The 24,322-nt window shown below is 59.5% G+C and carries 20 protein-coding genes; 12 read left to right on the top strand and 8 right to left on the bottom strand.

Annotation, left to right across the window (positions count from 1 at the left end; genetic code table 11):
* Positions 1-77 precede the first annotated feature (77 nt).
* Both KF841_15860 and KF841_15865 read right to left on the bottom strand, forming a co-directional pair.
* Positions 78-791 carry a DedA family protein gene (locus tag KF841_15860; protein MBX3396832.1) on the bottom strand — a complete coding sequence of 238 codons (714 nt, stop codon included), beginning with the start codon at positions 789-791 and terminating at the stop codon, positions 78-80.
* Between the two features lie 353 nt (positions 792-1,144).
* On the bottom strand, positions 1,145-1,429 hold the full coding sequence (locus tag KF841_15865) for a hypothetical protein (protein ID MBX3396833.1): 285 nt from the start codon (positions 1,427-1,429) through the stop codon (positions 1,145-1,147).
* Between the two features lie 408 nt (positions 1,430-1,837).
* Between KF841_15865 and leuS the strand changes: the two genes are divergently transcribed.
* From leuS to KF841_15885, 4 genes are all read left to right on the top strand, one after another.
* Positions 1,838-4,591 (top strand): leucine--tRNA ligase, encoded by a 2,754-nt coding sequence (gene leuS / locus KF841_15870; GenBank protein MBX3396834.1) that lies wholly within the window; start codon positions 1,838-1,840, stop codon positions 4,589-4,591.
* Positions 4,592-4,805: 214 nt separating this feature from the next.
* Positions 4,806-6,185: a magnesium transporter gene (mgtE, locus tag KF841_15875; GenBank protein ID MBX3396835.1), complete on the top strand. Its 1,380-nt coding sequence runs from the start codon at positions 4,806-4,808 to the stop codon at positions 6,183-6,185.
* A gap of 133 nt (positions 6,186-6,318) precedes the next feature.
* Complete coding sequence (locus tag KF841_15880; GenBank protein ID MBX3396836.1) at positions 6,319-7,851, top strand: purine/pyrimidine permease; 1,533 nt, start codon at positions 6,319-6,321, stop codon at positions 7,849-7,851.
* Between the two features lie 6 nt (positions 7,852-7,857).
* Complete coding sequence (locus KF841_15885; protein ID MBX3396837.1) at positions 7,858-8,706, top strand: BtpA/SgcQ family protein; 849 nt, start codon at positions 7,858-7,860, stop codon at positions 8,704-8,706.
* Positions 8,707-8,863: 157 nt separating this feature from the next.
* On the opposite strand, the gene KF841_15890 is transcribed toward KF841_15885, so the two are convergent.
* Positions 8,864-9,217, bottom strand: coding sequence for a hypothetical protein (locus KF841_15890; protein MBX3396838.1), 354 nt, complete (start codon positions 9,215-9,217; stop codon positions 8,864-8,866).
* Between the two features lie 152 nt (positions 9,218-9,369).
* Positions 9,370-9,969: a hypothetical protein gene (locus tag KF841_15895; GenBank protein MBX3396839.1), complete on the bottom strand. Its 600-nt coding sequence runs from the start codon at positions 9,967-9,969 to the stop codon at positions 9,370-9,372.
* Between the two features lie 266 nt (positions 9,970-10,235).
* Here KF841_15895 and KF841_15900 point away from each other — a divergent pair, with 266 nt between their 5' ends.
* From KF841_15900 to KF841_15910, 3 genes are all read left to right on the top strand, one after another.
* Positions 10,236-10,970: a hypothetical protein gene (locus tag KF841_15900; GenBank protein ID MBX3396840.1), complete on the top strand. Its 735-nt coding sequence runs from the start codon at positions 10,236-10,238 to the stop codon at positions 10,968-10,970.
* A gap of 269 nt (positions 10,971-11,239) precedes the next feature.
* Positions 11,240-12,139, top strand: coding sequence for a type II secretion system protein (locus tag KF841_15905; GenBank protein ID MBX3396841.1), 900 nt, complete (start codon positions 11,240-11,242; stop codon positions 12,137-12,139).
* A 144-nt stretch (positions 12,140-12,283) separates the two neighbouring features.
* The gene (locus KF841_15910; GenBank protein MBX3396842.1) at positions 12,284-13,108 is read left to right on the top strand and encodes a PH domain-containing protein; all 825 of its coding nucleotides are present in this window, start codon (positions 12,284-12,286) and stop codon (positions 13,106-13,108) included.
* 13 nt (positions 13,109-13,121) lie between these two features.
* Here the strand turns inward: KF841_15910 and KF841_15915 are convergent, their stop codons facing one another.
* Both KF841_15915 and KF841_15920 read right to left on the bottom strand, forming a co-directional pair.
* Positions 13,122-14,219 carry an HD domain-containing protein gene (locus KF841_15915; GenBank protein ID MBX3396843.1) on the bottom strand — a complete coding sequence of 366 codons (1,098 nt, stop codon included), beginning with the start codon at positions 14,217-14,219 and terminating at the stop codon, positions 13,122-13,124.
* On the bottom strand, positions 14,216-14,800 hold the full coding sequence (locus KF841_15920) for an NUDIX hydrolase (protein MBX3396844.1): 585 nt from the start codon (positions 14,798-14,800) through the stop codon (positions 14,216-14,218). Before KF841_15920 ends, KF841_15915 begins: the two co-directional genes overlap by 4 nt.
* Before the next feature lie 165 nt (positions 14,801-14,965).
* Between KF841_15920 and KF841_15925 the strand changes: the two genes are divergently transcribed.
* The 3 genes from KF841_15925 to KF841_15935 all read left to right on the top strand — a co-directional run bounded on the left by KF841_15925 (position 14,966) and on the right by KF841_15935 (position 19,195).
* A complete protein-coding gene (locus KF841_15925) occupies positions 14,966-16,177 on the top strand; it encodes an alpha/beta fold hydrolase (GenBank protein MBX3396845.1) in 1,212 nt (403 codons plus the stop codon).
* A 91-nt stretch (positions 16,178-16,268) separates the two neighbouring features.
* Positions 16,269-17,948 carry a GH3 auxin-responsive promoter family protein gene (locus KF841_15930; protein MBX3396846.1) on the top strand — a complete coding sequence of 560 codons (1,680 nt, stop codon included), beginning with the start codon at positions 16,269-16,271 and terminating at the stop codon, positions 17,946-17,948.
* A 65-nt stretch (positions 17,949-18,013) separates the two neighbouring features.
* A complete protein-coding gene (locus KF841_15935) occupies positions 18,014-19,195 on the top strand; it encodes a ChaN family lipoprotein (GenBank protein MBX3396847.1) in 1,182 nt (393 codons plus the stop codon).
* Between the two features lie 46 nt (positions 19,196-19,241).
* Here the strand turns inward: KF841_15935 and KF841_15940 are convergent, their stop codons facing one another.
* Together KF841_15940 and KF841_15945 are read right to left on the bottom strand one after the other, a co-directional pair.
* The gene (locus tag KF841_15940; GenBank protein ID MBX3396848.1) at positions 19,242-21,158 is read right to left on the bottom strand and encodes a hypothetical protein; all 1,917 of its coding nucleotides are present in this window, start codon (positions 21,156-21,158) and stop codon (positions 19,242-19,244) included.
* Positions 21,159-21,370: 212 nt separating this feature from the next.
* Positions 21,371-21,721: a winged helix-turn-helix transcriptional regulator gene (locus tag KF841_15945; GenBank protein MBX3396849.1), complete on the bottom strand. Its 351-nt coding sequence runs from the start codon at positions 21,719-21,721 to the stop codon at positions 21,371-21,373.
* Positions 21,722-21,833: 112 nt separating this feature from the next.
* Here KF841_15945 and KF841_15950 point away from each other — a divergent pair, with 112 nt between their 5' ends.
* On the top strand, positions 21,834-22,379 hold the full coding sequence (locus tag KF841_15950; protein ID MBX3396850.1) for a rhodanese-like domain-containing protein: 546 nt from the start codon (positions 21,834-21,836) through the stop codon (positions 22,377-22,379).
* Positions 22,380-22,424: 45 nt separating this feature from the next.
* Positions 22,425-24,101: an FAD-dependent oxidoreductase gene (locus KF841_15955; protein ID MBX3396851.1), complete on the top strand. Its 1,677-nt coding sequence runs from the start codon at positions 22,425-22,427 to the stop codon at positions 24,099-24,101.
* The last annotated feature ends 221 nt before the right edge of the window (positions 24,102-24,322 follow it).

Below are 24,322 nucleotides of genomic sequence, written 5' to 3' on the forward strand. Positions count from 1 at the left end.
CCGAACGGATATGAGGAAGTCACCGCACTGGGCGGCCGGCGCGTCTGGCGGCGGATGGTGTTGCGATCGAGCGGTGATCAGACGCCGGCGGCATCGGCGGCGGGGGATTCTGCGTTGTCAGTGGCGAGTCCGGGCGCCGATCGCGCCGACTTTTTCTTCGCGTTTCGCGCTTTCCAGAATTCGATCACCATGGGCATTACCGAAACGGCGATGATCGCGAGAACCGCCAGTTCGAAGTGGTTCGCGATGATGGGGATGCTCCCGAGAAAATATCCCGCAAGTGTGCAGATCGCGACCCACAGGATCGCGCCGACCACGTTGTACATGAAAAATCGTGAATATGTCATGGTTCCGACACCCGCGACAAACGGCGCAAAGGTTCGGACGATCGGCACGAAGCGAGCGATGATGATCGTCTTGCCGCCGTACTTCTCATAGAAGGCATGGGTCTTTTCGAGATACTCCCGCTTGAAGATTCGACTCTTCTCGCGATTGAGAACCTTCGGCCCGAGGTATTTCCCGATTGAATAATTGACGGCATCGCCAATCACCGCGGAGATTGTCAGGAGAATAAAGATCCATGTCGCGCTGAGTGAGCCGCGCGCCGCGAAGATGCCCGCGGCGAAGAGCAGAGAATCGCCCGGAAGAAACGGTGTCACCACCAGGCCGGTTTCGGCAAAGATGACGACGAAGAGAATCGCGTAAGTCCAGTTGCCGTACTGGGCGATCAGTGTTTCGAGAGATTTGTCGAGGTGGAGAAAGAAATCGGTAAATTCGCGTAGGTATTCCATGGATACTCTGCGGGATTTAAGTCACGTGGCGGCGTGGTCGGACTCTCCTTGCCTCGCCGCAGAACTTCATATGCATGCATGTTAGTCGGGTTCCAGAGGGGGGTCGAGTGATGAATCGTAAGGGAACCGGTTCGCTGCCGAGCTGCGTGACCCCGGCTCGGAGCCTTGGACATACCGCATGGGATCGTGCCGGGCGGTGTTTGGCCGCTCCACGGGTTGTTTCCAATGACGCGATTGGCGGCAGGTGAACTCACCAAATGCAAAGAAGTGCGAACGAGTTAATCGTCCGCACTTCTTGCGCCTCCGAAATCTGAATTATAGCGCCTGCGACTCCACGCATCGCGGGGAAAGACCTATTCGCCCTCGCCTCCCGACTGTTCGCCGTTGGCGTTCGGGTCTTCCTCAAGCATCTTGCGAAGGTGAGCATTTTCACGCCGAGTGGCTTCGAGATCGAACAGCAGGTATTTCACCGTCAGACGCAGGTAATCGAGCGAGTCTTGCAGATTTGAAACGGCCTGATGAAGTTGATCGTTCTGAGTCGTGGTCTGAACGGCCGACGCGATTTCCGGCGCGGCCGAATTGATTCCGACGGTCTGAAGCAGTTCGGTTAGTGTTTTTTCGAGGCTTCGCTCGTCCATGGGTCTGTCCCCCCTTAGTTGACGGTTTATCGATTCTAGGCACTCGACCGCCGACGCATCGGAGCGACCGGCCGCCGCGAAGTCGGTTGACGGATGGGGCAGACGTCGTGCCAATCGTTCGAAATGGGTCGTGCGATATCAGGCAGGGCGTAAGCGATTGTCTTACAATGGCTTCGAATCAGCCGGACCGATATCGTGTCTCGTCGGTGGTGGTTGGGTGGTGCCGACATGATGCGCGGGGGCAACGCCGCGTGTGGAATCGGGCTGCGGTATCCCGGTTGATGAGGGTCATACGCGCATGTCGTGACAGCGATTAGATTGTCGTGCTTTGACTCGCGAGGTTGGCTGCACGGCTCGGTCAGGGCGGGTCCGCTTCGAGCGGCGAAATGTGAATAAGGAAGCATTGGAATGAGCGGCGAATACGCGCCAGGCGATATCGAATCGAAGTGGCAGAGCTATTGGGAGGCGAACAAGACGTTTCGTACTTCCAATCCGGGAGAACCGGGCTTTGATCCTTCGAAGAAGAAATACTACGTGCTGGACATGTTCCCATACCCCAGCGGCGCGGGGCTGCATGTCGGACACCCGGAAGGTTACACGGCGACTGACATCATCGCGCGATATCGGCGAATGCGCGGATACAACGTCCTTCACACCATGGGGTGGGACGCGTTCGGCCTTCCGGCTGAACAACACGCCATTGACACCGGGCAGCATCCGGCGGTCACCACGGAAAAGAACATCAACAACTTTCGCCGACAGTTGAAGATGCTCGGCTTCTCCTATGACTGGGACCGCGAGATATCAACCACGGCCCCGGACTACTACCGCTGGACGCAATGGATCTTCCTCCAGATCTATAACGCCTGGTATGACGAGAAGGCCAAGCGGGCGCGGCCGATCGCCGAGCTGGAAATACCTGACGACGTGAAATCGAGCGGCGAGTCGGCGGTTCGAGAGTTTGTCGATTCTCATCGATTGGCCTATCTGGCGGAGGTGCCGGTGAACTGGTGTCCTGCGCTAGGCACTGTGCTGTCCAACGAAGAGGTTACGAACGAGGGGCGCAGCGAGCGCGGAAACCATCCGGTCTATCGCAGACCGCTCAAACAATGGATGCTGCGAATCACCCGATATGCCGATCGGCTTGAATCGGATCTCGCCGAGCTGGACTGGCCCGAGAGCGTGAAACTGATGCAGCGCAATTGGATCGGACGCAGCGAGGGCGCACAAGTTCGATTCAGGCTGGCTGACCACAACGGACACATCGAGATCTTCACGACGCGGCCGGATACGCTCTTCGGTGCGACATATATGGTTCTTGCGCCGGAACATCCTCTGGTTGATCGGATCACCACGCCTGATCGGCGCGAAGCCGTGCGTGAGTATGTCGCACAGGCGGCAAGCCGATCCGAACTGGACCGCACGGCCGACAATAAGTCGAAGACCGGCGTCTTCACCGGCGCGTTTGCGATCAATCCGGCGAATGGCGAAAAGGTTCCCGTCTGGGTCGCGGATTATGTGCTGATGACCTATGGCACCGGTGCGATCATGGCTGTTCCGGGGCATGACCAGCGCGACCACGATTTTGCGACGACGTTTGATCTGCCCATACGCAAAGTGGTCGAACCGGCTGACGGCAACGGGACATTCAACATTCGTGACGCGGCGTACGAAGGCGAAGGCACAGCGGTCGGTTCCGGGAATTTCGACGGCCTGTCCACGCGTGAATTCAAGAAGCGCATCACGGCCTGGCTCGAGGCGCAGGGCATTGGGCGCGGCACGGTCAACTACAAGCTTCGGGACTGGCTGTTTTCGCGGCAGCGTTACTGGGGCGAGCCGTTCCCGATCCTGCATGGAGCGGACGGACGGATTGTCGCGCTTGAGGATAGCGAACTGCCGGTGACGCTGCCTCCGATGACGGACTTTCGCCCGGCGGTCGAAGTGGCGAACGCTGCAAGCCCCGTTCAAATCACGGTGCCCGAGCCCCCGCTCGGACGCGCAAAGGACTGGGTGACAGTGCAGCGACAGGGTGCGAGCTATCAGCGGGAACTGAACACCATGCCCCAGTGGGCCGGCTCCTGCTGGTACTACCTGCGGTTCCTCGATCCGAAAAACAAGACGCGATTCTGCGGCCGGGACGCTGAGCAATATTGGATGCGATCGGCTCGCAAAGACGGCACTCCGCATGTCGGAGGAATTGATCTGTATGTCGGCGGAGCGGAACACGCGGTGCTGCACCTGCTATACGCCAGATTCTGGCATAAGGTACTCTTCGATCTGGGCCACGTCAGCACGCCGGAGCCGTTCGGCAAGTTGTTCAATCAGGGCATGATCCGCGCGTTCGCATATGTCGATGCGCGTGGCGCCTACGTCGGATACGACGATATCGACTTTCGTGAGGATGGCGCGTTTCACAGGGCCACCGGTGAGAAGCTGACCGGTGCGGTCGAGAAGATGTCAAAGAGCATGAAAAACGTGATCAACCCCGAGGAGGTGGTTCACGAATACGGCGGCGATTCGCTTCGGCTCTATGAGATGTTCATGGGGCCGCTGGAAGCGAGCAAGCCGTGGAATCCACGGGATGTCCCGGGCGTCTTTCGTTTCCTTCAGCGGGCCTGGCGGCTCGTCGTCAACGAGGCGACGGGCGAACTGTCCGCTATGGTGGCCTCGCGCGATGCCGAACCCGACGCCGCGCTCGAGCGCGTGCTCCATAAGACCATTCGCAAAGTCGGCGATGACATCGATCGAATGGCCTTTAACACGGCCATCAGCGCAATGATGGAGTTTGTCAACGAGGCATATCGACTTAAGTCGATCCATCCGTCGCAGGCTGAACGTTTCGCGCTGATTCTGTCGCCATTTGCGCCGCACATCGCCGAGGAACTCTGGGAGCGACTGCGCGGGACAATGTGGATCGGCAGCCTCGCTTATGAATCATGGCCGACATGGGATGCGGCCATGGTCGAGGATTCGCAGGTTGAGGTTCCCGTTCAGGTCAACGGCAAAATGGCGGGCAAAGTGATCGTCTCGAAGTCGGCGGATGAGTCGGCCGTGAGGTCGGCGGCTCTGGCTGATGACCGGGTGAAGGGGCGAATTGGCGAAGGTCGCATCGTCAAGACGATCTATGTCCCGGGCAGGATGCTGAACCTTATTGTGAAATAAGCCCCCGGTTCGCTCGGTGCAAATCGGCCTGAGTGACGCCGGCCTGAATCAATTGGCATCTTGTTCGCGCCGAGTCCCCTCTTAGCGCGGGATGATGATCGGGTTCCGGAAATTCCGTCGCCTTCAAGACTTCGCTTGACGCATGGTGTACCATTCGGGACTTTGTCATGCCGCGGTGCGGGGTGCGCTCGCGCGGTTTGGTGGAGACCGTGACATGTTTGGGGCGCTTGTCGGTCCGGACATTCTGGAAATGCTGCACGCTCGGCAATTTGCCGAGCTGCGGAAATCGCTGTCAGCGCTGCCTGCGCACACCGTCGCCGAGATCTTCACGGACATGTCGCCGCAGGACGTGGCCGTGCTGTTTCGAATTCTGCCCCGTGAGTTCGCCGCCGATATCTTCGAGTACCTGACGCTCGAACAACAGGAGGAGATTCTTCGCGCACTGGGCAACGAAGGCGTCGCGGCCGTCCTGAACGAGATGGCACCGGACGACCGAACCGCGCTTCTGGAAGAACTGCCCGGCGCGGTCACCCAGAGACTCATCACACTGCTGTCGCCGGACGAGCGCAAGATCGCCACGACGCTGCTCGGCTATCCGGAGAGTTCCGTCGGCCGCCGCATGACGCCGGATTACATCGCCGTGCGGGAGAACATGACGGTCAGCGAGGTATTCGACCACATTCGGAAGGTGGGGCACGACAAGGAAACGATGAATGTCATTTATGTTGTGGACGATCAGGGCCGCCTGATTGATGACATTCGCTTGCGTGAGCTGGTTCTTGCTGATCCGTCGCGCAGGCTGTCCGAGCTGATGGATCGCCGATACGACGTCCTTAGCGTGGAGCAGGATCAGGAAGACGCGGTCAGGGAGTTCAAACGCCTCGACCGGGTCGCTTTGCCCGTCGTTGATTCCGCGGGTCTACTCGTCGGTATGGTGACGGTTGACGATATTCTCGACGTTGCCGAAGAGGAAGTGACCGAAGACATGCAGCGGATGGGTGCGGTTCAGGCTCTTGAAGCGCCGTATATGAACGTCGGTTTCTTCGAAATGGTCCGAAAGCGTGCGGTCTGGCTCGCGATTCTGTTCGTGGGCGAGATGCTGACGGCTACGGCGATGGGCTATTTTGAGCATGAGATTGCGCGGGCCGTGGTCCTGGCGCTGTTCATTCCGCTTATCATCAGCAGCGGCGGCAACAGCGGCTCGCAAGCATCGACGCTTGTCATTCGCGCATTGGCCATCGAGGAAGTCCATCTGAGAGACTGGTGGCGCGTGATGTATCGCGAGATCGGCGCGGGTCTGGCACTCGGCACAGTGCTTGGCGGCATCGCCATGCTGCGCATCGTATTCTGGCCCTGGCGGGACGAGACTTACGGCGAGCACTACATGCTGCTTGCGTTGACGGTTTCACTGAGCCTCATCGGCGTCGTCCTGTACGGAACCCTCACCGGCTCGATGCTGCCGTTGCTGCTCAAGCGAATGGGGCTTGATCCGGCCGTCATGTCGGCCCCCTTCGTCGCAACGCTTGTGGACGTGACCGGCATCGTCATCTACTTCTCAATCGCGGCCGTCATGCTCCACGGCACACTTCTCTAAACGCCTGCTCGCCGACAATGTTCGCGATCGACGGTGCCGTGGTCCGATGGAACTCGACGCGTTAGGCTACGGCCTCTCGATCTGACGGGCGTGATCGGCGGCAGAACGTCGTAGCGATTCGCGGAGATGCGGCATGAACAGACGCAACGGGATTCTATACGGCATCGACGACAAGCCGCCATTCGGCCGGGCACTGATCCTGGCGATTCAGCATGCGCTTACGATGTTCGGATCAACGGTGGCTGTGCCGCTGCTGCTCGGCCCGGCGATGGGCATGGATGCCGCCCAGACGGCATTGCTGATCTCAAGCGTGATGCTTTGTAGCGGGCTGGCGACCCTCATCCAGTCCACTTTCGGGGCTCGTCTGCCGATCATTCAGGGCGTGAGTTTTTCGTTTCTTGCCGCATTTTTCGCCATCATCGCGACAGGCAAACTGGCATCCAACAACTGGGACGCCGCGACAATGATGCAGTACATCGCCGGGACCATCATGGTCGGTGCCGTCGTGGAGATGCTCGTCGGATTCAGCGGATTGATGGGCCGGTTGCGTCGCATGTTGTCGCCGGTCGTGGTCGGCCCGGTGATCATGCTCATTGGACTGGCGTTATTCAAGCATGGCGCGCCCAAGGCCGGAACGCATTGGCCGATCAGCGGCCTGACGATGCTGCTCGTCATCGTCTGTTCGCTGGGGCTTTCAAGACGATGGCGGTTTTTCAAGATATTCCCGATTCTGAGTGCCATTTGCGTGTCGTGCGGGGTCTGCTGGCTTCTGAGCGCGACGGGCGTTTTTGGTGAAGGACACCCCTCGCACGTCAATCTGGACTACGTTCGACAAAGCCGCTGGCTGCGTATCAATCCGAGCGAGGTAGTCTTTCCATGGGGCCTGCCGAAGTTCGAGGTCGGTTTCGTCATTGCGGGCCTGGCGGCTTATCTCGCGTCGATGATCGAGTCGTTCGGCGACTATCACGCCTGTTCGCACATGGCCGGCGCGGGCGATCCGACGCCGAAGCAGATCTCACGCGGCATTGGGTGCGAAGGAATTGGCTGTTTTCTTACCGGCGTGTTTGGCGGGTTCAGTTCCACCTCGTATTCGGAGAATATCGGCCTCGTAGGGCTGACGCGCGTGGGATCTCGCCACGTGGTTCAGATCGCCGCTGTGCTGTTGGTCTTTCTCGGATTGTTTGCCAAGTTCGGCGCGTTTGCCGCGACGATCCCCGGCCCGGTCGTCGGCGGCCTGTACTGTGTACTCTTCGGACTGATCTCGGCCGTCGGCGTTCAGCAGCTTTCGAAGGCGGACCTGTCGAGCGAGCGAAATCTGTTTATTGCCGGTTTCAGCCTGTTCATGGGATTGAGCGTGCCGGCCTATTTTGAAGGCGGGGGGACTTACTCGCCGGGATGGTCGTCGCTGTCGGAAAGCATGATGCAATGGATCGAAGGTTTCCTGTCGAAGTTCTCGTTTGTTCGGCGTCCGGATGAATGGGCGTTGTCCGTTAAGTCGATCATCGAGTCGATCGGCGTGACCGGCATGGGCATCGCGGCCATCGTTGGAATCCTGCTGGACAATCTGATTCCCGGCTCGGCGGACGAGCGCGGACTGCAAATTCCGAGTTTGATCGCGCCGGAGGGTGCGGACGCCGTCGAGGGCGGCCCGCCAGGTCGCCGATGAAGGGCAATGAAGGTCACTTATTTTGAGGACACCGCCTTGGTCAGGACACCGCCCTCTCTTTCGTTCCTGCAATCGCTGAAGCGCCCTGCGTTGATCGCCATGATTCATGTCGGCGCATTGCCCGGTACGCCGCGCTCTCGGAAGCGCGTCGCGGAACTCTGCCGCGATGCCGTCTCGGAGGGCTTGCTGCTCGCCAAGGCCGGTGTCGATGCCATCATTCTGGAAAACATGCACGATGTGCCTTATCTGAATCGCTGCGTCGGTCCGGAGGTTGTCGCCGCCATGACCGCCGTATGCGCTGCGGTACGAGGCACGACCGATCTTCCGCTTGGTGTGCAGGTTCTGGCGGGCGCCAATCGTGAATCGATTTCAGTCGCGACCGCTGCCGGGCTTCAGTTTGTTCGGTGCGAGGGATTCGTCTTTTCTCATGTCGCGGACGAAGGGCTGATGGCCGATGCGGACGCGGGCCCGCTGCTGCGTTTTCGAAGGGCGGTCAGCGCAGAGGATGTGGCGGTCATCGTGGATATCAAGAAGAAGCATTCAGCCCATGCCATCACGGCGGACATTGAAATCGCCGAGACGGCGCGAGCGGCCGTTTATTGCGGGGCCCAAGGCGTCATTGTTACGGGGGGAGCAACCGGACATGCCGCACGCGTGGCGGACGTCGCCGCCGCGGCAGACTCGATCGATGAGCCGGTCTTTGTGGGCAGCGGTGTGACACCGGACAACGTGCGGGATTATGCCGATCTGGCGGACGGTCTGATTGTCGGAAGCTATTTGAAACGCGATGGCTGCTGGGAGAATCCGCCGGATCCGAAACGCGTTCGCGCAATGGTGCGTGCGGTGAGAGGTTGACCCACCGCCGAACCCCGGTGCGCCTCGCATCTCAGCCTCGCGGCGGCTGCGCGGGGTCCGGATCAAGAACGAAACCGATCCGCGATGACGGTCGGTTTCGATGGCACCGTAATTTCTCAGGCCAACGGAATCGAGCGGGAATTCGCTGGGATCGCGGCTACCGATCGATGGTCGTCGCGCCTTTGCCTTCGTAAATCGTTTCGCCTTCGGGGCCGGCCTGCGAATCGTGCTCAAGCCCGCCGTCCCCGCTCCACCACTGCTTTCGAGTGACCACGCCGGACTTGTCGAACTCGAACCAGACGGAGATATGACGGCTTTCGTCGTCATACTCCCACTGAGCGCCTCGGTCGATCAGATGTCTCTCGCCCAACGCGGACTTCACTTCTTCCTTCTGCGACGAACCGACTCGAATCAGGTCGTAGTTCTGGCGCGTGAGCTTATTCTCCGAACATCCCATCATCGTGCTGACAGCCAACGCGCCGGCGGTGACCAAAACGTTTCGAAATCTCATGATCCAGTTCTCCTTGCGGTGCCGGCTGAGTATACTCGGGCGCGGTGTCGGTCGGACGCCGACTGCACCTGCGGCCGCCGAACATCCTGCGGCACTCCTTTTTTCAGTAACGCGTCGCGTAGCTCCTCCTTGGACAAGCTTCCGCGTTGGACTTACTTCGGAGCGGCGGCGCCCTTTCCGGCATTGATGACATCCTCCCGCGTAATGCGGAATTCAAATTCGTACTCATCAAACAGTCGCTTGCTGCCGGGGGCTTCGAAGGATGCCACAAGGACATACTTCTCCTGCGGTGGAATGGGAGAGCCTGCCCAGTCGAGCCGAAACTCATACGTCGAGGTCACGCGCTCCCAGAATTTCTTCTGATCCTTCGGGCTGAGAATGGGTTGCGTCCACGTCTGTAGCAGCGTTCCGCGATGATCACCGGCTGCCTTGCGGTAGGAGTAGAGTTCAAAGTTAAACTTACCGTAGGCTTTTGTCGGATCGCCTGATTCATCGAGCGGTCGAAGCGAAACGGCGATGCCGTCCGGCAGATCGTCGGACATGTCAAAGCTGCGAGGCTTGGTGAATGGAAGGATCTTGATCGCACGCGGGCTGTAGTAACTGACCAACTCCTCAGCGGTCGGCCCACCGCTGCTTTCGCTGATCGAGCCGCGCTGGCAGCCCGCTAAAGAAAACGTCGCCGCCAGTCCGAAAGCGAGCATCGCGTGACGCGACACTTCCTGCAAAGTCGTGGCCCCGCCGGTATGTGCCATTCGGACAATCCTTTATGAACGTTGGACTTACGCCCCGTCCGCGACGTCGCGGATAATAGTCGGCGCGCCAGTATGCGTCAAACCGGGGCTCGGAGCGGGATTGCGCATATTTAACAGCGGTCCCAGGCCGCCCCGCCCATCCCATAACAGCGGATTTTGGAATGAAATTCGCCGCTTCATCGCCTGATCTGGAGTCGGCGCGCGAACAATAAGGAAGGGGCGGCTTCGATGCCCGCATCAGGTGAAGCAGACTGAATGGAGCACATATGAGGAGTGTAACAAGGTCTTTCATGGTGGGATTGGCGGTTGTCTTGATTTCGCAATCGAGCCTGAAGGCTGCCGAGGTAGTCGACCTTTTTGCGGTGGATGATGCTTTCGTGTCGGAATTGAGTCCGGCCAGCAATTTTGGCGGGGGCGGTGGTTTGTCGGTGGCGGCGAGCGGCCTGCCCAAAGGCAATTTTCAATCGGTGATTCGATTCGATCTCTCGGCAGCTGCAATATCTCTTGACGAAGCATTCGGCGCCGGCCAGTGGTCGGTGATCGCTGCAATTCTAGAACTCAACTCGAATGCGCCGGGTCATCCAATGTTCAATCCTCAGAGTTCCGGCCAGTTCTCGGTGAGCTGGATGCAGGACGATTCGTGGATTGAAGGCATAGGCCGGCCTCAATCACCGACCCCCGACGGAGTGACGTACGATTCGCTCCCCGGCTTCCTAAGTGCGGGGACCGAGTTACTCGGGACTTTTGCCTACGCGAGCGGCCCCAATTCCCCCGCGACCTACTCCCTGTCGCCGGAGGCCGGCTTTGCTTCTGATCTGGCGGCGGGCGGTCTGGTAAGCCTCTGGCTGGCTGCGGCGGATTCGAGCGTTTCCTATACATTCGTCGCCAGCGAACAAGGGGGGGACAACGGGGCGCCGAAATTGTCCCTGGTCGTCGTGCCCGAGCCGGCGGTCGGACTGCTCGTCTGCGCGGCAGCATTGATGCTCCGGCGTCGTCGGTGATTGGTTGCGTGAACAGGGCGAAGCGATGTAAGCTTCTATATTGTAGTGGATTGTGGAATGTGGCAGGCGGGCTCGCCCATGTCTCAGTGAACCGATCGGCATGGCGTTCGAGCGATTGAAAGAGCCCGATACGCGAGAGATTCCGATGGGGGACTTGGCATGAAAAATACTCACGCCGGGTCTAGCAACCGCCGTTTGGCGACTGATATACTACGCCTACGGGTGTCATTTCTCGACATTTCGGGACAATTAGTAGGGAACGGGTTTTGATGGACGCCAGTTCCGGCGAGTCAGTCGTCCTGCAAAGGCAGCGGGCGCGAGCATTTTCGTTGCTCGAGTTGCTCATTGTCATTGGTATCACTGCGCTCGTGCTGTCCATTCTGCTCCCTTCGTTATCGGCCGCCCGCGAGAGCGCGAACATCGCGAAGTGTCTCGCAAACATGCGGCAGATAGGCGCTTCCGCCCTGATGTACATGGAAGACGCGGGCGCGCCGACTCAACCCTGGCATCTCGGATTTCAGTACAACGGCGCGGATATTGAGCGGCTTTCCGAATATGTCTATGGCGGTTTTCAAGTCGATCGCGTGCATCCGATTCTCGGCCAGAAGGTTGATGTTCGGAAGGTGCAGACGCATGAACGGCCATATAACCGCTACCTTGCTCCGATGATGTGCGAAGGACCGGTGATGACTTACATGTGTCCATCTGATTCCTTCACGCTGACAGCCTTCGCCGACGATCCGTGCGCCGTTCCGGTTCTGACGGCCAATGCCCCGACCTGGTCCCTCAACGGCAACAGCTACTCAATCAACTGGAATTGGCTTGCCTCCCCGCCCTGGAGCAACAAGGCGGGCATTTATCAGGATCTCGGGAAGATGAGCGCGGGCGGGCGTGAGCTGCTTCGCGACAAGATCGGCCGTCACGCTTCCGAGTTCGTACTCACGATGGAAGGTCCGATGAACGCGCTGATGCAGGATGCGCGGCCGTCGGATGGTTCCTATGGTCAGAGCTGTCTCCAGCAGCTCAGAATGGGCTGGCACAAGCGATATTCACGCTATTCCGTCTCGTTCCTCGATGGGCACGCCGAGCATCGATTCATCGACACACGCTTCAGCCGTGCCGACGGTTACGATCTCTGGGCCGAGCCGTACACTTCTCGCGGATATTGAGCGGCCGTCGTTCCTTTCACCCTGGCGATGAGCGATGAATGCGATCGGTCGCGATTGCGCGCCCCGGATTCGTGTGGCGATTTCCGCATTTTTTTCCCGATATGAACCCATAGAGCGCCGATTCCGCGCCGAAGGTTCGCGCCCATGAAATGCCGAAACTGCATTCGAATGATCGAGCTTGACAGCCGTTTCTGTCGGCACTGCGGCCGGAAGGTGGCGCGCGTTCTCGGTGCGGGCATTGTAGCCGAGCCTGCGGTCGCTGCGACAAGTGGTCGTTCCACGGCGGAGCGGACGGCCATTCGCGCGAACGCGGAAAGCAGGGGCGAACATGCCATGAACCGGGTCGGAGCGGCGGCGTCTACCGTGGCCGAGCATCCCATCGCGCGTGCGACAATCGGCGGACAGGCCGAATTAGCAAAGCCGGATGATGTCACGGTGAAGGCACCAAGTGCACCCATTGGGGATGTCTATCGCGATCCACGGCTTGAACAGAGCATCTGGCAGGCGCGACCCGCCTGGCGCGCGTCCACTGGATCGTGGTTCATGTTGATTCTGATCAGCGGTGGCGGGCTCTATGCCGCATCGCGTTTCGGGGGCGGGGACCGCTCGCTTGTGCAGGTTGCATGGATCTTTGTGGTCGGCGCGGCCGTCACGATGCTGGCGCGGGAGGCGCTCGTTGTGTTCGGCTTTCGATATCATCTGACGACGCAACGATTGTTCCTTCATCGCGGTGTCCTGACGCGCGTGACGGATCAGCTCGAGCTGATCCGTGTCGACGACGTCCGCGTGATCCAGGGCGTCATTGATCGAATCGTGAACACCGGACGGATCGAGATTTACAGTTCCGACGCCACCGATGAGAGTTTCACGCTGGAATCGATCTCCGCGCCGATGGAAGTGGCGGAGGCCATTCGGCTGCACGTTCGCGGAGCGCGGTCCAAGGGCACGCTATCAGTCGAGCAGGTCTGATCCAGCGCTTGACCTACGCGGGGAGTTCCCGAATTGCCTGAAAGGCGTGTGTGTCCTGAATGCGCAGGAATACATCACAGATGGCAGGATCGAACAGGTTGCCGCGTCCCTTGCGGACGACGGCCACTGCATCTTCTGGCCGCCACGCGGGCTTGTATACGCGAGGACTCAGAAGCGCGTCGTACACATCCGCAAGCCGGACGATCCGTGCGGCGAAAGGAATCGCTTCGTTCGCCAGCGCATCGGGGTAGCCGGTGCCGTCCCAGTTTTCGTGGTGGCTCCGTGCAATCAGCCGGGCGATCTCAAAGAAAGGGGAATTGGAGAGAATGCGCTCACCAGCGAGAGTGTGGCTCTCGATGATCCGGCGCTCCTCGGGCGTGAGCGGCCCCGGCTTCTTCAGGACCTCGTCCGGCACGATCATCTTGCCGACATCGTGGAGGATTGCCGAATACCCGAAGCGATCAGCTGTCGCGGCCGGCAGCCCCAGCTCAAGCGCAAGTAGTTCGGTGTATCGTCGAATGCGCAGTACATGCGAGCCGGTATCCTGGTCTTTTGCTTCGCTTGCGACGGCCAGCATGTAGATGGCGTCCATGTTGGCCTCATGGAGCTCACGGGTTCGCTCGCGGACCTTCTGCTCGAGACGCTCAGAGTGGTGCTTCAGTTCGATGGCCTGTTCGAGGACCGTGTCGCTTAATTTCGCGATCTGGCGGTAATCCTCTGTCAGCCGATCCTCCATGCGTTTTTGTGGCGTGATGTCGATGACCGTAATGACTTTGTAAAAGGATGCCACGACGTCGGCATTACCAAGGGGGCGGCTTGAGATGATAACCGGTACCCGCGTGCCGTCGGGGCGTGCCACGTGAAATTCATCTTCAAACGCAGTGTCAAATCGTGCGATCCGGTCGCGAATGAAACTCACATCCGCCTCGATTTCGTACAGCGATTCGAGCGGGCGACCTACGATCTCCGACTTCGGCATCGAGCATATTTCACCAAATCGGTCATTCGCGTGAACAATCGTGCCGGCACGGTTGATCATCAGCGCGCCGCAGTTCAGCGCATGGGTGACTGCTGCTATCGCCTCAAAAGGCAGTTCATGCGCGGCGCTCATGATCGGGTTCCTGACGCGGAATGGCGCTGCTCCTCGCCTTGAATGTATACTCTCCATTTCTCGCACATTCGCCGTACGGACTGTCCAACCGGGAAGTCGGCAAGTTCTTCGAGGTTAAACCATCTCAGTTCGTGCGATTCATCGGATTTCACATGGTCGTCACTTCCCCTGGCCTGCAGAAGAAAGCGAATGTCGTAATGCAGATGAGCCGGGACATCGCTGCGCTGCGGGATCCAGTGCACGTCGAGGTCGAAGATTTCGGCTGACAGGGGAACAATGTCAGTCAGGCCGGACTCCTCGTGTGCCTCGCGAATCGCGACGCGAAGCGTGTCGGGGTCTCCATCGGCATGTCCGCCCAACTGCAGCCATTTGTCGAGTTTGGCGTGATGGGTGAGCAGCACCCGCCGAGCCGTGCGATCGATCAGCCAGCCGGACCCCGTGATGTGACCCGCCGCCAGGGACCTTTCGAAACACCGCGGTTCCGAGCGAACGAATTGGACGATCCGGTCCCGCTGGGCCGCATCGACGTCGTCGATCGGTTGGTAGGCCTCAAGGATTTTCAGGAGCGGAGTTCTGTGCATGGAATTCACGAATCAACCCCTCGGTTGGGTTGATTTCCTGCCATTGTATCCGTAGGAGCGGCTATGAGAATTACCGCCTGCCTCCGAAACTCGGCCCGCCGGGGGATGGGTTTATTTTTGGGGACGGACAGATAAAATTCTGTTTCGTCGTTCGGAGACTCGCACTTGACCGGACACCTCGCGCTGGCATCGCTGGGAATCGATGGGTTGTGGGTGACCATATCCCACAACTGGGCATTGACGTCGATCCTGCTCACGATCGTGCTTCTGATCGTCGTTCCGGCGCTGATTCTCGGTAAATACGTTCGAATCAGCCTCAATATTCTCCGCGATACCGAACCGCCGTTCTCGATGGTCCAGACGGGCTTCATTCCGTTGCGTGGTGAGGATCGGGACTTCTTCGCGGCCGACGGAATTCGATTGCGGGGCACGCTGATCCGGCCGGTTGGTCGCCGTTCACGCGGCTGCATTATTTTCGCACCGGAGTTCAAGAGCACGCGGCACAGTGCCGCGCGGTACTGCCGGCAGCTGGTTGCCGCGGGGTATGACATCTTCACGTTTGACTTTCGGGGGCACGGCGATTCGGCGCAGGAGGAGGGCTATACGCCGCGACAGTGGCCGAGCGATCGCGAAGTGATGGACATGGTTGCGGCGATTACCGTGACCGAGCAATGGCTGGAGGAACAGGGCCGGCCGATCGAGATCGGATTGTTTGGAATCTCGCGCGGTGCGTGCGCGTCGATTCTTGCGGCAGAAATCTGTCCTTCGGTGAAGACGATCGTGTGCGACGGAGCGTTTTCCTCCGACTGCACCCTTGAATACCTGATGCGAAAACTCGCAAGCGTGTTCGCGAAGGTCAAGGTGCTTTACGAGAATCATCCGCCGGAGTTCTGGCGATTCCTTCGCTGGTGCGTGGTGTTGACGTGCCGATTCAAGTTTAAATGCAGGTTTCCCTCCGTGCGCAAGGCGCTCGGACGGATGCGGCCGACGCCGATCCTGTTTATTCATGGCGAGCGAGACAGCTACATTCCAGTGGACCAGTCCCGCTTGCTTTACGCCCTTGCGCCGCAGCCGCGGTATCTCTGGATCGTCGCACGCGCCAAGCACAATCAATCCGTGGACCTGCAACCGGAGCAATATTGTCGCCATTCGACGCATTTCTTCGATCGCTATCTCTCTCGAGAATTTGAACCCGATAACATGTTCGTGAAGGCGCGATTCGGCGAACTTGCTCGCAGCGAACGGGCGTTCCACCATATCTCCGTGGCGGCCGGACGCGAGCCGACCGTCGACATGCGAGGCCGCGTCGTTCCCGAGGTGTTGGACGATGCCGAACCCGAGCTTCAGGCTGCACCGGTCGACGTGAGCAATAACTAGCGATCCGTCTCCGGTCGGACTCAGTTCGAGATTCGCGGATGGAATCCTGCCCGTCGTCCTCGGTTCGACAATCGACTATCATGCTCGCCTTATGTCTGTCCGCCGTCCCTGGTACGATCGAATCGTCTGCACGCTTGCGAGAGAGCACGCCGCAATCACCACGCGCGGGTTCTACCGGACCGTTCAACGTGCGACATCCGCACAGACTGATCTGCTCCTTGAAATCGTCCGAAACCACGCTCTGAGTCGCTTCGGACGCGAGCATGGGTTCGATCGCATCCGATGCTACGAGGATTTTCGCAATCAGGTGCCCATCCGCACATACGACCAGAGCCGGGCGTATATCGACGCGGTCCGTCATGGCGACACATCGGCGCTGTTTCATCCGGCCGAAAAGATCCTCATGTTCGCACTCACGAGCGGCACGACTGCCGAACCGAAGTACATACCCGTCACGAAGCGCACACTGGCTCAGAGTCGCAACGGCTGGAACATCTGGGGCCTCCAGGCTCTGATCGATCACCGCGGCACCTTTCTGCGACATATCGTGCAGGTTACGAGTCCCATGAATGATCACGCCGCGCCTTGCGGTGTGCCCTGCGGTGCGATCACCGGGCTGCTGGCATCCACGCAGAAATGGCTCGTCAAGCGCTACTACACTTCGCCGCTGGCGATCGCGGGCATCAGCGATCCCCGCTCCAAGTACTATGCCATCATGCGGCTCGCGATTCCGAAAGATGTGGGGTGGCTCGTGACCGCCAATCCATCCACGCTGTTGTTGCTTGCGAAGACCGCCCATGAGCATCGCGACGAGATGATTCGCGATATTCATGACGGCACGCTGTCAGCCGCATTGTCGATTCCCGAAGAAATTCGCAGGGCAATCTCGCCGCGATTGAGAGCCGATCCCGCGCTGGCGAGGCGCCTGGAGGCGATCGTCGATCGCACAGGCACGTTCTATCCGAAGGATTATTGGCGGCTCGGATTCCGCGCCCACTGGACGGGCGGCACCATGGGTCTCTATGAGTCGCAGCTGCCGCGCTATTTCGGCGATGCACCCGTACGGGACATCGGCCTGATTGCAAGCGAAGGCCGCATGTCGATCCCGATCGACGACACGACGGCGGCGGGTATTCTTGCAGTGGCATCCCAGTTTTTCGAGTTTATTCCGGCGGATGAATACGGCTCGCCCACCGCGACGGTGCTTCGCAGCCACGAGGTGCGGGTCGATCACGAGTATTTCCTCGTGCTCACAAATCATAGCGGCCTGTATCGATACGACATGGGCGACCGAGTTCGTGTGACCGGTTGGCATGGCGAAGCGCCGATGATTGAGTTTCTCAGCCGTGACGCGCATACGGCATCCATGACCGGCGAAAAACTGACCGAAAACCAGGTTGTGTCGGCGATGCAGCGCGCGTTTCGGGAAGTCGCGTCGCCGCCGAACCTTTTCGTTTTGTCGCCGCATTTTGATGAAGTGCCGAGGTATCGCCTTTATCTGGAGCGTGGAGCGGCCGACCTGCTCGGACAGGTCGCGGATCGGTTTGATCGCGCGCTCTGCGACGTCAGCGTCGAGTATGCATCGAAGCGTCAGTCCATGCGTCTGCATTCCGTCGAACTGGCGGAATTGCCGGATGGCTATCTCTCCGAGCGGGAAAAGCGCTTACGCCGGCTTCGTTCGCGAACTGCGGAACAATTCAAGCATCAATACTTGCTTCCACGCCCGGGAATGGATGCGGAGTTGAAGGCTGTGAAGCACGAGAATGAATAGGGCGCCGCGTTGGGTCCGGGTGTTCGTTACGTTACCTTCGCCGCGGCATGTGAAAGAGCAATACAATGAGAATCGGTGCGGCCGTTGCCCTCATGGGATTGGTTTCTCTCGAAATGTTCGGATGCGCGAGTCCGAATCCGGGGGAATTGATGCGTGCCAACGGCGGCAATCCGTTTCTGACCGAGCAGTTTCACGCCTTCGACGGCCGGACGGGAAGACCGGTCTCCTTCGGAACGATTGTGGAAATGGTACGAAGCGCAGACGCTGTGCTCTTCGGCGAAGAGCATTCGAACGTTGTCTGTAATGCGCTCGAAGCCCAGCTTCTGGCCGCGATGCATGGTCGTGGGCGCCCTGTCACGCTGGCGATGGAGTTCTTCGAGCGTGATACGCAGTCAGCGCTTGATTCGTACCTGGACAAGCGAATCAACGAGGACGATTTTCGAGAATTAACGCGCCAGAAGCGAAACTACGCGGTATCGCATCGGCCGATGATCGAATATTGCCGTAGCGCGTCCATACCAGTCATTGCAGCGAACGCGCCTTGGCGGCTCATGCGAGCTTTTGGCAAGTCCGGATTGCCGTTTGCGGCATATCGTGCGACGGTTGAGCCTGTCGATCAGGCGTGGCTGCCTCGGGAGTGCAGGCTGCTGGATGGCGCATATCGTGAGCGATTCGAAGCGGTCATGTCGCATCATGGCGAAGATGGCGCCGCCACGACACAGCCCTCGACTTCACCGGCCGAGGTGTCCGATTCTGAGGCCCCTGAGGCCGAATCGGCGGATTCCCAGCTCGAAATCGATCCTCAAGCCCTGAGCGAAACGGCAGCTGAGTTGACGGACGTGGCCGCGAATCCGGTATCCGAAGCCGAATCGCAGCCGGTCCACGGTCATTCGCATGGGCATGGCGAGCAGCCGGCCGAAGAAACGCCAAGTGCGTCCGGCATGATGCAGAAGGCTTACTGGTCCCAGTCGCTCTGGGACGATTCGATGGCCGAGGCCGTGGCAGATTACCGTGGGCGATATGCCGATCGACGGGTGATGCTGGTGGTCGGCGTGTTTCACGTCGAGCATGAGGGCGGGTTGCAAGTGAAGCTGCGGGAGCGACGCCCGAATGACACCCTCCTCACGATCGTGTTTCGCGGGGTGCAGAAGTTCGCCGATTTCGACCCAGAGGATATGGGAGCGGGCGATATCGTTATCTACGGCATGACACCGCCTCCGAAGACAGACGTAGCCAACCCCGGTTGAAGGTCTGCGGCGCGCGAAAGTACGGCTGGCCTGTCGTCCATCCGACTCAGCCGCCGATCAGCCGCCGGACGAATTCGTTCACATGTTCCGCCATCGAGGCTGCCCCGAAGTTACAACAGTCCGGCCGATCACCGTCCATTGGCGCGCCGCACAGCGCGCGAACGAAGCCGGGTATGTCCTCGCCGTCCACGATTCCGTCGCCGTTGGCATCTCCCGGCGCGCATGGCGTTGGACATGGTGTGTTGCACGTCATGCCGGGCGTCCACGAAAGCGGCGCGGGATGGCTGTAGCACTGTGCCAAGGTTGTGACTTCACACAGCGGTTGCGCAGGGTTGAAACCAAGGAAACAACAGCGTCCAGATGGCTCCGCGCAGGGATTGTTCGGAACACATTCGGTGCCCACACCCAGAAATTGGCCCTGAATCTGCAGACAATTCGCCGCAGTGGTAATGATGCAGCCGAGTGGATTGGCGAGAAGCGGACTGCAGCAAGCCCCGAGCGGTTGATTCATGCAGGGTTCGATGGTGTTGTCCTCAATGCACCCATCGCCCTGCATGCAGAGAGTTGCACACGCCGAGTTCAGGCCGCCGCGAACGCGGACGTGGTCGCCCACCGCGTGGCCGCCGATGTGCTCAATCACATAAAGCCCGCCGCCGTCGGAACTGAATAAGATGCACTCGACGCCCTGAACGAGTACGCCGCACTGATCGAAACAGACTGAGAGGGTGTTGTTCACCAGGGCGGGCATCACGATCGGGAAACACAGATAGGAAAACGGCTCGATCACGCCGCGGACCCAGACGCGATTTGCCGGCGCCGGACCGGCATTCTCGAGCGCGAATGTTTCGCCGTTGTCGGCATGGAAGAGGATGCAGGCCTGCGGTCCGGGACCGAGCGTGCCGCAGGCCGAGAAGATATCGCCGCCGGATGGCTCGCACGGAGAATCGCAGGTCAGATATGCCGTCCATGAAACGAAACCCGCATAATTCATGCACTCGGCCTGCGTCGTCACGTCGCAGAGAGTCGGAGATGGCGCAATCCCAACGAAGCAGCAGCGGCCGCTCGGAGGACAGGTCGCGGCCGAACTGCACAGCGTGCCATCGCCTTGATAACTGCCGCCGATTTCTCCGCATTGCTGGCTCGTGACTTGAACGCAGTGATTCGTCGTAGGCACGTTGGGTGTCAGGCAACAGGCACCTGTGGTTGGCGTCTGACAGGCCGTGGATGAGTCGCACGGCACATTTTGCGGTTGCCCGCCTGATGCCTCACAGCAGCGCGGGTCGGTATCCTGGCACCCGCCGTTCGGCAGACAGCAGGCTGCGAGGTGGCACTCTGTGCCGGCGCCCGCGAACGCACCGCCGCCGGCGGCACACTGCTCCGCGTTTGTCACAATACAGGTGTCATACTGCAGAGGGCCGTCGTCGATGTCGATGCAGCAGGCGCCGTACGCGTTCTCACAGGGCCAATCGCAGGTCAGGCCGATCGTCCAGGTTCCGCCGATGTACTCGCCGCATGATTCTTCTGTCGTGACGTCGCACAGGTACGGTGGATAGACGATGCCGAAAAAGCAGCATCGTCCCAGTGGCGGACAGGGTTCGATGTTGGAGCAGATTGAACCGTCTCCGTGGTAGTCGCCGCCGACAGACAGACATTCCGCCAACGTTGCCTGAATGCAGTAGGCCGCGCCGGGAATGTTCATCGGCACGCAGCAGGCTCCGGCCGTGCCATTCGCACAGCCTTCGTCGCAGTCGGCGTTGGGAGTCCACGAAACTGGCGCGGCGAAGTTAAAGCATTCAAGCTCCGTCGTGACTTCGCACAGAATCGGAGTGGGAACAATTCCCAGAAAACAGCATCGGCCCAGCGTGTCATTGCCTCCGGGATTTGAGGGATCGCCCGCGCGTGCTGGACTTGCGGCCAGAGAAACGAGTGAGACGCAAAGGAGAATGAAGGGGCTTCCGTTCATATCGTTGCCTCCTCCGGAAATTGAGATGTGGGGTAAATCAGCGACCGTGGCTCGTCAAATCTATTACACCGCGCTCAGGACATGGGTCAAGAAAAATCAGCCGCCTTTTGATGGAGGGCCATGGGAAGCGACTGCTCAGGAAGGCAGGGCGCCGATTGACGCATGGGGATCCGGAAGTGGCTTTCGCCCGCAAAGGGCACGGAATAAAAGCCTTACCGCTTGCCGAGCAGCAGCTTCTGATGCTCCTTCAGTCGTTGAGCCATTTGTTTGCGAACGGAACCACAAACGATGTCGCACAGTTTGAACACCAGGGGATCGATGACTTCGTAGATGATTCGGGTTCCGTCTCGGGTTCGTGAGAGGATGTCCGCATCGGCGAGCACCGAGAGGTGCTTGGACACGTTGGCTTGTCCTCTTCCTGTGGCTCTGATGACCTCGGTGACTGTTGCGGGGCCGGCCAGGAGCGCCTGGAGGATGGTCAGGCGGGTGGGATCACCGAGCGTCCGGAATCTCCGGGCAACATGCTCGATCAGTTCCGGCTTCAGAAAAGCCTTGGCAGCCATTAATCGCTCCTTGCAATTATAATCATATAATTATATAATATATTGGTTGAACATGGTTGTCAAGCGGAGTGTTCGCTGGTGTAACGCAGGCAGGCCGCTGAGGAGTCGCATGATGTTGCTCAATTGTACCCCGGGAAGAGCGAAAGAGTTGCTGGCGGAACGATCAGATTGTCAGCTTGTGGATGTTCGAGAATATGCCGAGTATGCCCAGGGCCATATGCCTGGCGCTCGTCACATTCCGCTGGGCGAGATCACTCGTCGCATGGATGAACTGGATCGGTCGCGGCCGATCGTGGTTGTTTGCAAGAGTGGCGGCCGGGCAGCACGCGCTGCGGACATGTTGATCAAGGCCGGCTGTCGCGAAGTGCTGAGTGTCGATGGCGGAACTGACGCGTGGGTGTCGGCCGGCTTGCCGACGGAGTCAGAAAGGAATGCTCCCTGGAGCATGGAGCGACAGGTGCGTATCGTCGCCGGCGCGTTGGTCATCGTCGGCCTTTTCATTCCGCCTTGGCCGATTTTGTCGGCGATCGTCGGGGTCGGCCTGGTGTTTGCCGCGCTGACAAACACATGCGCGATGGGACGACTTTTGTCGAAGATGCCGTGGAATCGACCGAAGTGTTCCGGTGGAATCAACGCGAGTTCGTGCTCATCCTGTTAGCGGATCGATTGGCTGCGACGCCTCTTCTGAATGGATGTGTGAACCATGTCACTAAGAATTGCAATCATCGGCGGTGTGGCCGGCGGCGCCGGCGCTGCTGCCGCCGCACGACGTGCCAATGAAGCGGCACAAATTGATCTGTACGAAATGGGTGACTACATTTCTTTCGCGAACTGTGGTCTGCCTTACTATCTTTCAGGCGAAATTGAATCAAGGGATAAGCTGCTCGTGACCTCCCCGGAACAATTGCGGGAGCGGTTCAATGTCAGTGTCCATGTGCGGCATGAAGTCACCTCGATTGATCGAAAGCGAAGGGCCATCCGTGTTCGGCAGCTTGACACGATGCGAGAGTTCGAAGCGCCCTACGATCGTCTGATTATCGCGACCGGGGCGAAAGGATTTCGCCCGCCGACATTGGACTTCGAGCATCCGCGGGTCCATGAGTGCCGAACTCTCCATGACATCGATGCAATTGCCAATCTGATCGAGCGGCACACGCGGGGGCGTGCGCTTGTCATCGGAGGCGGATTCATAGGTGTCGAAGTTGCCGAGGCGCTGGTTCAGCGTGATCTCTCCGTCACGTTGGTTGATTTGGCGCCGCAGATTCTTCCGCCGCTCGATCCGGAAATTGCGGCGGCCGGATTGGAGCCGTTCGCGCGCCGACACGTCTCGCTGCGATTGGGGACCAGGATTGAACGGGTTGTGCATGAGCGCGACGAGTCATACGCGATTCTATCAAACGGGGAACGAATCGCGTTTGATCTGGCCGTGATGTCGATCGGAGTGACGCCGGAAATCAGCCTGGCTAAAGACGCCGGCTTGGAAATCGGTGCGACCGGCGGCCTGGTCGTGGACGAATTTCAGCGGACCAGCGATCCGGATATCTTCGCGGCGGGGGACGTGACCGAGTTGCTTTATTGGCCCACGGGCACGCGCATGCGAATCGCGCTGGCTGGCCCGGCTAACAAGCAGGGGCGTGTCGCGGGCGCCAATGCGGTGAGCGACGACTGCTCGCTGCAAACTCGCGGTGCGGCAGGCACGGCGATCGTTCGCCTGTTCGAGCTGGTAATCGGTATGACGGGTTTGTCTGAAAAGGCTGCTCAGGCCAGAAAAATTCCCTACAAAGTGATTTACACCCAGAACAATCATCATGCAGGTTACTTTCCGGGTGCTCGGCCGATTTTCATTAAACTGTTATTCTCCCCGGAGACCGGCCGTGTCCTGGGGGGACAGATCTTCGGTGAGTCCGGAGTTGATAAGCGAATCGATGTGCTTTCGGTCGCGATTCAGGCAGGATTCACCGTGGATCAATTGGCCGATGCGGACCTCGCTTATGCGCCGCCTTTCGGTTCGGCCAAGGATCCGATCGTAATTGCCGGGATGGTGGCGTCAAATGTGTGGCACGGTCGGTCCAATGCGATCACGCCGCGAGAGCTCCTCGCCGCAATGGAGTCGTCCACACCGCCCCTCGTGCTCGATGTCCGATCCTCGGCAGAGCACAACGCAGGTCGGATCGAAGGTTCGATCAATATTCCCGTAGACTCACTGCGCACGAATAGACCGGATGTGCCGCGCGACCGCGAGATCGTCGTCCACTGCGCCGTCGGCTACCGTGGGTATGTGGCAGAACGCATGCTGCGCCAGTTGGGATACTCCAACGTGCGAAACCTGAGCGGCGGCTTTCGAGCTTGGAGCCTTCACCATGCAGCCGAGGTCGGGTAGCGCCCCGGCTGCGGTTCATCCATCAACGAACTCGGTTAAGGCCGCGCGTCTCTTGCCACGATTAGCCGGTCTGTTCCAAGCCCCGATGCTGGCCAGACGGCGATCAGGGGGATAGTTCGGCGGCCCCCCTGCATCTCTACCTCGTTTCTGTTTCCCGAATCATTGTGGCACCCATAATTGCCTGCCCGTGTGGTCCGGTACGGCGCGCCGGAGCCGTGATC

The sequence above is a fragment of the Phycisphaerae bacterium genome, assembly GCA_019636475.1.
Classification (GTDB): domain Bacteria; phylum Planctomycetota; class Phycisphaerae; order UBA1845; family UTPLA1; genus JADJRI01.